The following is an 11158-nucleotide window of genomic DNA, read 5'->3' as shown; positions in this document are numbered from 1 at the left end:
GCCGATGCTGGCGGAGTTCGGGGCGGTGGTGGCCGGGCTGGAGTTCGGCGCCCCGTCGATCCCGGTGGTGTCGGGTGTGTCGGGTGATGTGGCTGAGGGGTGGGGTTCGGCTGAGTATTGGGTGCGGCACGTGCGGGAGGCGGTGCGGTTCGCGGATGCGGTGTCGTTCGTCGTGTCGCGGGGTGTGACGTCGTTCGTGGAGGTGGGTCCGGATGGTGTGCTGAGTGGGATGGCGCAGCAGTCGGTGGACGCGGAGTCCGCGGCGGTCTTCGCGCCGCTGGTGCGTAAGAACCGTCCCGAGGTGGCGACAGCTGTCGGGGCGTTGGGGCAGTTGCATGTGGCCGGTGTTTCGGTGGACTGGGCCCGGTACTTCGAGGGCTCGGGTGCTCGTCGTGTCGATCTGCCGACGTACGCCTTCCAGCGTGAGCGGTTCTGGATGGAAGCGGAACTCGGCGGCAACGACCCCGGCTCGTTCGGCCTGGGCACTACCGATCACCCACTCCTCGGCGCCGCCGTCACACTTCCCGGCGCGGACGGGCCCGTACTGACAGGCCGGCTCTCTCTCGACAGCCAGCCGTGGCTTGCCGACCACCGCATGGGCGCTTCCGTACTGTTCCCCGGCACGGGCCTGGTCGAATTGGCGCTCTGCGCCGGTGCGCAGGTCGGCTGCGACGTGCTCGACGAGCTGACCCTCCAGGCGCCTCTGGTGCTGCCGCCCCGCGGCGGCGTCCAGGTCCGGGTCCGGGTAGGGGACGACGACGGCACCGGTGCCAGGACCGTCACCGTGCACGCGCGGGACGAGGACGAGGAAGCGGGCGACACACCGTGGACCCTGCACGCCGACGGTGTGCTGCTCCCGGATGCGCCGGACCCCGCCCGCGACGCCGCCGACTGGCCCCCGGAGGGCGCATCCCCGGTGGAACTGGGTGACGTGTACGCCCAGTTGTCCGAGCAGGGGTACGGCTACGGGCCTGCGTTCCAGGGGCTCGACGCGGCCTGGCGGCGCGACGGCGAGATCTTCGCGGAGGTGGCCCTGCCGGAGGTGGCGGCCCCCGACGCGGCGCAGTACGGTCTGCACCCCGCCCTGCTCGACGCCGCGCTGCACGCCTCACTCCTCGACGGGTCCGACGCGATGCCCGGCGACGAGGGAACGGCGCGGCTTCCCTTCGCGTGGAAGGGTGTCCGTCTCCACGCCACGGGTGCGGCCCGGCTCCGGGTGAGGATCGCACCGTCAGGCCCCGACAGCATCACCGTGGACGGCTCGGACACGGAAGGGCGCCCCGTGTTCTCCGTGGGCGCCCTCGTCACCCGGCCGGTGGCCGTCGCGGCGACGGACGGGACGGCACAGCGCGGTTCCCTGTACTCCGTGCGATGGACGCCGCTCGCGCAGGCTCCCGCCCCGGCCGCATCCGAGGCCGTCGCCGTGAACTGGGACGACCGGCACAACGGCTCCGTGCCCGAGGCCGCCGTCCTCGTCTGGGAATGCCCGCCGCCCGCCGGCGACACGGTCTCCGGGGCCCACGAACTGACCGGCCGCGCCCTCGGTGTCGTACAGGAGTGGCTGACGGACGAGCGGTTCGCGGCCGGCAGGCTGCTCGTGGTGACCCGGGGAGCGGTCGCCCTGCCGGGCGAGACGCTCAGGCACCCGGCGGCGGCGGCGGTCGCCGGTCTGGTGCGGTCCGCCCAGACGGAGAACCCCGGCCGCATCCTGCTCATCGACACTGACACTGACATCGACGCCGACGCCGAAACACCTCTGGGCGTGGGCGTTGCCGCGTTGGCCGCCTCCGGCGAACCCGAGGTGGCGGTCCGGGAAAGCAGCCTGTGGGCGCCCCGGCTGGTCCGTGTCCCGCCCGCACGGGACACGGCGCAGCGGCCGTCGCCCGCCGTGGACGGCGGGGACCGATCCCTCCCGGCCGATGCCCCGTCGCGCGCCCCGTTCGGTGGCGACGACCCGACCGTGCTGGTCACCGGCGGTACGGGGACCCTCGGCGCCCTCGTCGCACGCCACCTCGTCACCGCGCACGGCGTCCGTCGCCTGGTGCTCACCGGCCGCCGCGGACCCGATGCGCCGGGGGCCGCCGAGCTGCGCTCCGAGCTGGCGGGCCTCGGCGCCGAGGTCACCGTCGCCGCGTGCGACCTCGGCGACCGGGAGGCCGTCCTCGCCCTGCTGACCGCGCACCCGCCGACAGCGGTCGTCCACTGCGCGGGGGTGCTGGACGATGTCACCGTCGGCTCGCTCACCACCGACCGGCTGGCCCGCGTACTGAGGCCGAAGATCGACGCGGCGTGGAACCTGCACGAACTGACGGCCCATCTGGACCTGTCCGCGTTCGTCCTCTTCTCGTCCGTCGCGGGCGTCCTCGGCAACCCGGGGCAGGCCAACTACGCCGCCGGCAACGCCTTCCTGGACGCCCTCGCCGTCCTGCGGCAGGGACTCGGCCTGCCCGGGCAGTCCCTCGCGTGGGGGCTGTGGGCCGACGGCGACGGCATGGCGAGCGGGCTGGACGACACCGATCTGCGGCGCATGAGCCGCTCCGGAGTGGAGCCCCTCGCCCCGGTCCACGCACTCGCCCTGCTGGACGAGGCCGGGCAGTCGGACGAGGCGCTGCTCCTCCCGGTCCGGCTCGACCTCAGGACCCTGCGCGCCGCGGAGCCGCCGTCGCCGATCCTGTCCGGCCTGGTACGCCGCAAGGCGCGCGCCGCCTCCGCTCCGCAGCCCCGCTCCGGCCTCGCCGCCCTGGCGCCGAAGGAGCGGTCGCGCGCCCTGCTCGACCTCGTCCGGGCCCAGGTGGCCTCCGTGCTCGGCCACGGGTCGGCGGCCGACGTGGAGCCCGGCCGGGCCTTCACCGAGATCGGGTTCGACTCCCTGACCGCGATGGAGCTGCGCAACCGGCTGGCCTCTGAGACCGGGCTGCGGCTGCCCGCCACCCTGGTCTTCGACCACCCCAACGCCCGCGCCGTCGCCGGGCATCTGGACACCCTGCTCGCGGGCGACGGCGCCACCGCCGCTGCCGCCGCGGTCGCCGCACCGTCCGACGACGGCGACCCCGTGGTCATCGTCTCCATGGCCTGCCGCTATCCCGGCGGGGTGCGCTCGCCCGAGGACCTGTGGCGGCTCGTCGACGACGGCGTCGACGCCATCACCGAGTTCCCCCGCAACCGGGGCTGGGACCTGGAACGGCTCTACGACCCCGAGTCCACCCGGCCCGGTACCTGCTACGTACGCCACGGTGGATTCCTGCACGACGCCGCCGACTTCGACCCCGGCTTCTTCGGGATCAGCCCGAACGACGCCCTGACCACCGATCCGCAGCACCGGCTGCTGCTGGAGGTGGCCTGGGAGGCGATGGAGCGGGCGACGATCGATCCGTCGGCGCTGAAGGGCACCGCGACCGGCGTCTTCACCGGCACGATGTACCACGACTACGCGGGCAACAGCGCCGCCGGATCGCTGGGCCCCGGCCGGATCTCGTACACCTTCGGTCTCGAAGGGCCCTCGTTGGCCGTCGACACCGCCTGCTCCTCGTCCCTGGTCGCACTGCACCTGGCCGCCCAGGCCGTGCGGTCGGGCGAATGCGGGCTGGCCCTGGTCGGCGGTGTGACCGTGATGTCGACCCCCGAGACGTTCATCGAGTTCGCCCGGCAGCGCGGACTGTCCCGCGACGGCCGGTGCCGCTCGTTCTCGTCGGCCGCCGACGGCGCCGCCTGGTCCGAGGGCGCGGGCATGCTCGTCATCGAACGGCTCTCCGACGCCCGCCGCAACGGGCATCCGGTCCTGGCCGTCCTGCGCGGCAGCGCCGTCAACCAGGACGGTGCCAGCAACGGACTCATGGCCCCCAACGGCCCCTCCCAGCAGCGCGTCATCCGGCAGGCCCTCGCGAACGCGGGACTCGGGACCGCCGACGTGGACGCCGTCGAGGCCCACGGCACCGGGACCACCCTGGGCGACCCCATAGAGGCGCAGGCCCTGCTCGCCACCTACGGCCAGGACCGGGCCGAGGGCAGGCCGCTGTACCTCGGCTCGGTCAAGTCGAACATCGGGCACGCCCAGGCCGCCGCCGGCATCGCCGGGGTGATCAAGATGGTCGAGGCGATGCGGCACGGCGTCCTGCCGAGCTCCCTCCACCTGGACGAGCCCTCGCCCCGGGTCGACTGGGAGACGGGCGACGTCACCCTGCTGACGGCCCCGCGCCCGTGGCCCGAACTGGACCGTCCGCGCCGCGCCGGAATCTCGTCGTTCGGCATCAGCGGCACCAACGCCCACGTGATCATCGAGGCCCCCGCGGACGATCCCGGAGCCCCTACGGACACCGGTGCCGAAGCCGCCCCCGGCGACGCCGAGAGCACCACTCCCGTGCCGTGGCTGCTGTCGGCCCGCGACCCCGAGGGCACGGCCCGCCAGGCCGGGCGGCTGCTGGCCCATCTGGAGTCCCGGCCGGGCGCGAGCACCCTCGACATCGCCCACTCCCTGGCCACCACCCGCACCTCCCTGGAACAGCGCGCCGCGCTCCTGGTCACCGACCGGGCGCAAGCCCTGCGCGATCTGGCCGTCCTCGCGGACGGCGGCTCCACCGCCTCGCTCGTGACCGCGCGGGACACCGGACGCCCGGCCGGCGGACCGACCGCCTTCCTCTTCTCCGGCCAGGGCTCCCAGCGCCTCGGCATGGGCGAGCGGCTCCACCGCGCCCACCCCGTCTTCGCGCAGGCCTTCGACGAGGCCGTCGCCGCGCTCGACCGCCACCTCGACCGGCCGCTCGCCGCCGTCATCCGCGAGGACGAAGCCGCGCTGAACCGCACCGGGTACACGCAGGCCGCACTGTTCGCCTTCGAGGTGGCCCAGTTCCGGCTGCTGGAGTCCTGGGGCGTCCACCCGGACTTCCTGGCCGGCCACTCCATCGGGGAACTGGTCGCCGCCCATGTCTGCGGGGCCCTGTCGCTGCCGGACACCGCCCGGCTGGTCGCCGCGCGCGGCATGCTGATGCAGGCGCTGCCCCGGGGCGGGGCCATGGCCGCGCTGCGGGCGAGCGAGGACGAGGTGGCACCGCTCCTCACCGGCGAGGTCGCCGTCGCCGCCGTCAACGGCCCCGAATCCGTCGTCGTGTCGGGCACCGCCGCCGCGGTGCGGGCCGTGACGGACCACTTCGCCGCACTGGGCCGCTCGGTCAAACCGCTGCGGGTGTCGCACGCCTTCCACTCGCCGCTCATGGAGCCCATGCTGGCCGACTTCGCCCGCGCGGCCGCCGGGATGACGGTGAACGAGCCGTCCGTCCCGCTCGTCTCGACCCTGACCGGGCGCGTCGTGACGGCCGCCGACCTCGCCGACCCCGGCCACTGGGTCAGGCACGTACGGGAAGCCGTGCGGTTCGCCGACGCCGTACGCACCCTGGACGAGGCGGGTGTCACCACGTACCTGGAGATCGGCCCGGACGCGGCGCTGTCCGCCCTCGGCCCCGGCTGCCTGCCCGGGACGACCACCGCCGCGTTCCTGCCGCTCTCCCGGCGCGACCGCGACGAGGCGGCGGAACTGGTGGGAGCCCTCGCGCTCGCCCACGTACGCCATGTCCCGGTCGCCTGGGCGGAGTTCTTCGCCGGCAGCGGGGCGGGCCGTATCGATCTGCCGACGTACGCGTTCCGCCGTGAGCCGTTCTGGGCGCTGCCCGAACGGGCCGGCGGCGACCTCACCGCCGCCGGACTGGGCGCGACGGAACACCCGCTGCTCGGCGCGTTCGTGGCCCTCCCCGACGGCGGCGCCCTGCTGACCGGCCGGCTGAACCGCTCCGAACTGCCCTGGCTCGACGACCACGATCTGCTGGGGACCCCCGTCCTGCCCTCCGCCGCCTTCGCCGACCTCGCCCTGAGTGCCGGAACGCAGACGGGCTGCCCCCGGCTGGACGAGCTGACCGTGACGGCGCAGCTTCCGCTGCCGGCCGGTCCCGGCGCCGCCCTGCGGGTCACCGTCGGAGCACCCGCGGACGACGGCCGCCGCACGGTCGACATCCACTCCAGGGCCCAGGGCGCGGGGGCGGGGGACGACGACGCGGCCTGGATCCGGCACGCCCGGGGCGTCCTCTCCCAGCTCGCCGCCGACCCGGCCACGGGCACGTCCGCCTGGCCGCCGTCCGGTGCCACCCCGGTGGACCCTGACACCCTCTACGACCGGCTGTTCGCCCTCGGCCACGGTCACGGCCCGGCCTTCCGTACCCTCAACGCCGCCTGGCGGCGCGGGGACGAACTCCTCGCCGACGCCGTACTCGACGAGCACACCGCCCGCGAGCAGTGCGCGCTGCACCCGGCCCTGCTCGACGCCGCCGTCCAGCTGGCCCGCTTCGGAGCGATGTCCGACGCCGCGGAGCCGGCCGACGGGGAGCCGCTGAGCCCCGCGGCCTGGACCGGCGTGCAGCTGCACCGCACCGGCGCCACCGAGCTGCGGATACGGGTCCGGCCGACCGGCCAGGACCGTGCGTCGTTCGACATCGCGGACGGCCAGGGGCAGCCCGTACTGACGGCCACCGACGTCGCCTGGAAGCCCGTCACCCGGGCCGAACTGACCACCGGCGCACCCGTGGGCGCGCTCTACCGGCTGGAGTGGGCGCCCGCGCCCGTCGACATCGCCGACCTCGGATCCAGGACCGCCGTGCTCGCCGCCGCCGGACCCCTCGACGACCCGCGCACCGGCCTCCCCTTCCCGGCCTTCGACCCGGCCGGCCCCGGGGACGGGCCCGCCCCCGACTTCGTCCTGCTGCCCCTGCCACTGCCCGCGCCCGTCGACGGCGGCGAGGTGCCGGAGGCCGTACGTACGCACAGCGCCCAAGTCCTCCATCACATGCGGGAGTTTCTCCGCCACGCACCGGACGGAGGAGCGGCCAGGCTGGTCGTCGTCACCCGGCACGCCGTCGGGGCGGGGGACGAGGCACCGGACGTCCGGCACTCGGCCGTGTGGGGCCTCGTCCGGGCGGCGCAGAGCGAACACCCCGGACGGTTCGTCCTCGCCGACGTGGACGGGCTGGACGCCTCGGCGACCGCGCTGCCGGACGCGCTCGCCACCGGCGCCGACGAACTCGCCGTCCGGGGCGGAACCGTACTCGTCCCGAAGCTGGTCCCGGCGCGGCCCGGCGGCAACGCGGCCACCCTCCCGCCCGGCGGCACCGTGCTCGTCACCGGCGGGCTCTCCGCGACGGGCGCCGAACTGGCCCGTCACCTCGTCACCGCACACGGCGCCGGCCGCGTGATCGTCGCCGGCGGCGCCACCGCACCCGGGGCGGCGGACACGCTCACGGACGGCACCGATGCCGAACTGGTCGTCAGCGACTGCGATCCCGCCGACCGCGACGCGCTCGCCGCCCTGCTGGCCGGCCTCCCCGACGGCCGGCCGCTCACCGCGGTCGTCCACTCGGGCGCCGCCGGGGAGAGCGCACCGATCGGCGAACGCACCCCGCACCTCCTCGACGAAGCACTGCGCCACGACGCCGACGCCGCCTGGAACCTGCACGAACTCACCACCGGCCTCGACCTGTCGGCCTTCGTCCTGCTCACCTCGACCCACGGCCTCGTCCACGGAGCCGGAGCGGCCCACCACGCCGCCACGCACACCTTCCTGGACGCCCTCGCCCGGCACCGGCACACCCTCGGCCTCCCCGCCACCGCCGTCGCGCTCGCCCCGGGCAGCACCACCGAGGGCCCCGTGGACGAGCACGGCTCGCCGGAGTCCGGCACCGGACTCCGGCCGCTGACCGCCGAGCGCACCACAGCACTCCTCGACGAGGCGCTGCGCACCCGGACCGCCTCCCTGCTCGCCCTCCACCCCGACCAGGGCGCCCTGCGCTCCCCGGCGGGCCACCTGCCACGCGTACTCGAAACACTGGTCCGCACCCCCGGCCGCCCCGCAACCCGTCCGGGCACCGGCCTCTCCGCCGCCGCCGACCTGCACCGACGCCTCGCCGGACGGGGCCCGGACGAACGCGGCCGCATCCTGCTGGAACTGGTCCGCTCACACGTCGCCACCCTGCTCGGCCATCCCACCCCCGAGGCGGTCGGCGCCGACCGGGCCTTCCAGGACCTCGGCTTCGACTCACTGGCCGCCGTCGAACTGCGCCGCCGGCTCGGCAGCGCCACCGGCCTCAGCCTCCCCGCCAGCCTCGTCTTCGACCACCCGGACTCCCGCGCCGTCGCGGCGCACCTCACCGGACTGATCGACGACGAGTCCGGCGAACAGGACTCCACCAAGACCCTGTTGGGGATGCTCGACCAGCTCGACGCGACCCTCACCGCCGCAGAGCCCGACGCCGGGGACCGCCCGCGCATCACCTCCCGGCTGGAAGCGCTGTTGCGCCACTGGCAGGACATCCACGGCGACGACAGCAGCCGCGCCGGGCACGAGGACGACGCACTCGACTCGGTCACCGACGACGAACTGTTCGACGTGCTGGACCAGGAGATCGGACTCCTCTAGTACGCCCACCGACACGCCTTCGCCCCGTCGCACACGCCGCCGGTCACGGCACCGGTTCCGCCCGGCACGGCTGACACCCGCACCGAGATTGGTTGAGAAACAGATGGCAACCCAGGACAAGCTTCGCGACTACCTCCAGCGGGCCACGGCCGACCTGCGGCAGGTCAAGCGCCGTCTGCGGGAGGCCGAGGCCAAGGAGCACGAGCCGATGGCGATCGTCGGCATGAGCTGCCGCTACCCGGGCGGCGTGACCTCCCCCGACCAGCTGTGGGAGCTCGTCGCCGAGGGCCGCGACGGCATCACGGCCTTTCCCGTCAACCGGGGCTGGGACGTCGACGGGCTGTACGACCCCGAACCCGCCACGCCCGGACACACCTACGCCCGCGAGGGCGGCTTCCTCCACGAGGCCGACCGGTTCGACGCCGACTTCTTCAGGATGAGCCCCAAGGACGCCCGCGAGACCGACCCCCAGCAGCGCCTGCTGCTGGAGACGTCATGGGAGGCGCTGGAGCACGCCGGAGTGGACCCGCTCTCCCTGAAGGGCTCCCTCACCGGCGTGTTCGCCGGCGTCGTCTACCACGACTACGCCACCGACGGCGGCACCGGCGGCCTGGCCAGCGTCGCCTCCGGACGCGTCTCCTACACCCTCGGGCTCCAGGGCCCGGCCGTCACCGTCGACACGGCCTGCTCGTCCTCCCTCGTCGCCCTCGACTGGGCGGTCAAGTCGCTGCGCACCGGCGAGTGCGACCTGGCCCTGGTCGGCGGCGTCACCGTGATGGCCACACCCACCTCGTTCGTCGGCTTCAGCCAGGAACGCGGCCTCGCCCCCGACGGCCGCTGCAAATCCTTCGCGGCGGCCGCCGACGGCACCGGCTGGGGCGAAGGCGTCGGCATGCTCGTCGTCGAACGGCTCAGCGAAGCCCGGCGCAAGGGACACCGCGTACTCGCCGTGGTCCGGGGCAGCGCAGTCAACTCCGACGGGGCCAGCAACGGCCTCACCGCGCCCAACGGCCCGGCCCAGCAACGGCTCATCCACCAGGCCCTCGCCGCCGCCCAGCTCACCGCCGACCAGGTCGACGCGGTTGAGGCCCACGGCACCGGCACCACCCTCGGCGACCCGATCGAGGCGCAGGCCCTGCTCGCCACCTACGGCCAGGGCCGACCCGCCGGCCGGCCGCTGTACCTGGGCTCGATCAAGTCGAACATCGGGCACGCCCAGGCCGCCGCCGGTGTCGGCGGAATCATCAAGATGGTGCAGGCCATGCGCCACGGCATCCTGCCCCGCACCCTCCACGTGGACGGCCCGACACCGAAGGCCGACTGGTCCACGGGCAACATCTCCCTGCTCACCGAAGCCATCGCCTGGCCCGACCTCGGACGCCCCCGCCGCGCCGCCGTCTCCGCCTTCGGGCTCAGCGGCACCAACGCCCACGTCATCATCGAGGAGGCGCCGGCGGCCGAGGAGGACGAACCGGCGGCCCCGCCGACCGTGACGTCCACGCTGATCCCGCTGCCGCTCTCCGCCAGGACCCCCGAAGCCCTGCGCGACCAGGCGGGCCGTGTCCTGGCCCACGTGGAGGCGCACCCGGACGCGTCGTTGCTGGATCTGGGCTATTCGCTGGCCACGACGCGTGCTGTGCTCGACCACCGTGCCGTGCTGGTGTCCGAGGATCGTGACGCTGCGGTGCGTGCGTTGTCCGATCTGGCGGCGGGCCGGGAGAGCGCGGACGCTGTCACATCGGCGGGTTCCACGGCTTCTGCGGGATCCACCGGCTCTTCGGGGTCTTCGGGTGCGTCCGCGGAGGGCCTGACGGCGTTTCTGTTCACGGGTCAGGGTGCGCAGCGGCTGGGGATGGGCCGGGAGCTGCACGAGGCGTTCCCGGTGTTCGCTGAGGCGTTCGATGCGGTGTTGGTTGAGCTGGACGCGCGGTTGGGGCGTTCGTTGCGTGAGGTGGTGTGGGGTGAGGACGCCGACCTGTTGAACGGGACGATGTTCGCGCAGGCCGGGTTGTTCGCGGTGGAGACGGCGTTGTTCCGGCTGGTGGAGTCGTGGGGGGTGCGTCCGGACTTCCTGGTGGGCCACTCGGTCGGTGAGATCACGGCCGCGCATGTCTCGGGCGTGCTGTCGCTGGCGGACGCGGCCGAACTGGTGGTGGCGCGCGGTCGGTTGATGCAGGCGCTGCCGGCGGGCGGGGTGATGGTGGCGGTGGCCGCGTCGGAGGACGAGGTGCTCGCGCTGCTGAGCGACCGGGTGGCGCTGGCCGCGGTCAACGGACCCTCGGCCGTGGTGGTGTCGGGGGCGGAGAAGGAGACGCTTGCCGTCGCGGAGCACTTCACCGCGCTGGGACGGCGGACGAAGCGGCTGAACGTGTCGCACGCCTTCCACTCGCCGCTCATGGAGCCCATGCTCGACGCCTTCCGGGAAGTCGCCGCCCGGATGACGTATCACGCACCCCGGCTGCCCGTCGTCTCCAACGTGACGGGCCGGCTCGCCGGACCCGATGACCTGACCACTCCCGAGTACTGGGTCCGCCACGTCCGCGAGGCGGTCCGGTTCCGCGACGGCGTACGCACCCTGCACGCCGAAGGGGCCCGGGTCCTCATCGAGATCGGCCCGGACGCGGCACTCACCCCCATGGCGGCCGACTGCCTGACGCCCGCCGACGGCACCCTCTGCGTCCCCGCCCTGCGCCGCGCCCGCGCCGA

General features: G+C 74.5%; 2 protein-coding genes. Both read left to right on the top strand.

The features are described 5' to 3' along the window. Positions 1–229: 229 nt before the first annotated feature. Positions 230–8452: a type I polyketide synthase gene (locus tag J1C73_RS20945; RefSeq protein WP_207317769.1), complete on the top strand. Its 8223-nt coding sequence runs from the start codon at positions 230–232 to the stop codon at positions 8450–8452. A gap of 88 nt (positions 8453–8540) precedes the next feature. Beyond that, a partial coding sequence (locus tag J1C73_RS20940) for a type I polyketide synthase (protein WP_443732223.1) occupies positions 8541–11158 on the top strand: 2618 nt, incomplete at its 3' end.

This window comes from Streptomyces laculatispora, from assembly GCF_017353455.1.
GTDB lineage: Bacteria > Actinomycetota > Actinomycetes > Streptomycetales > Streptomycetaceae > Streptomyces > Streptomyces laculatispora.
Note: the sequence above shows the minus strand (reverse complement) of the source record. Positions and strands in the feature narration are given on the sequence as shown.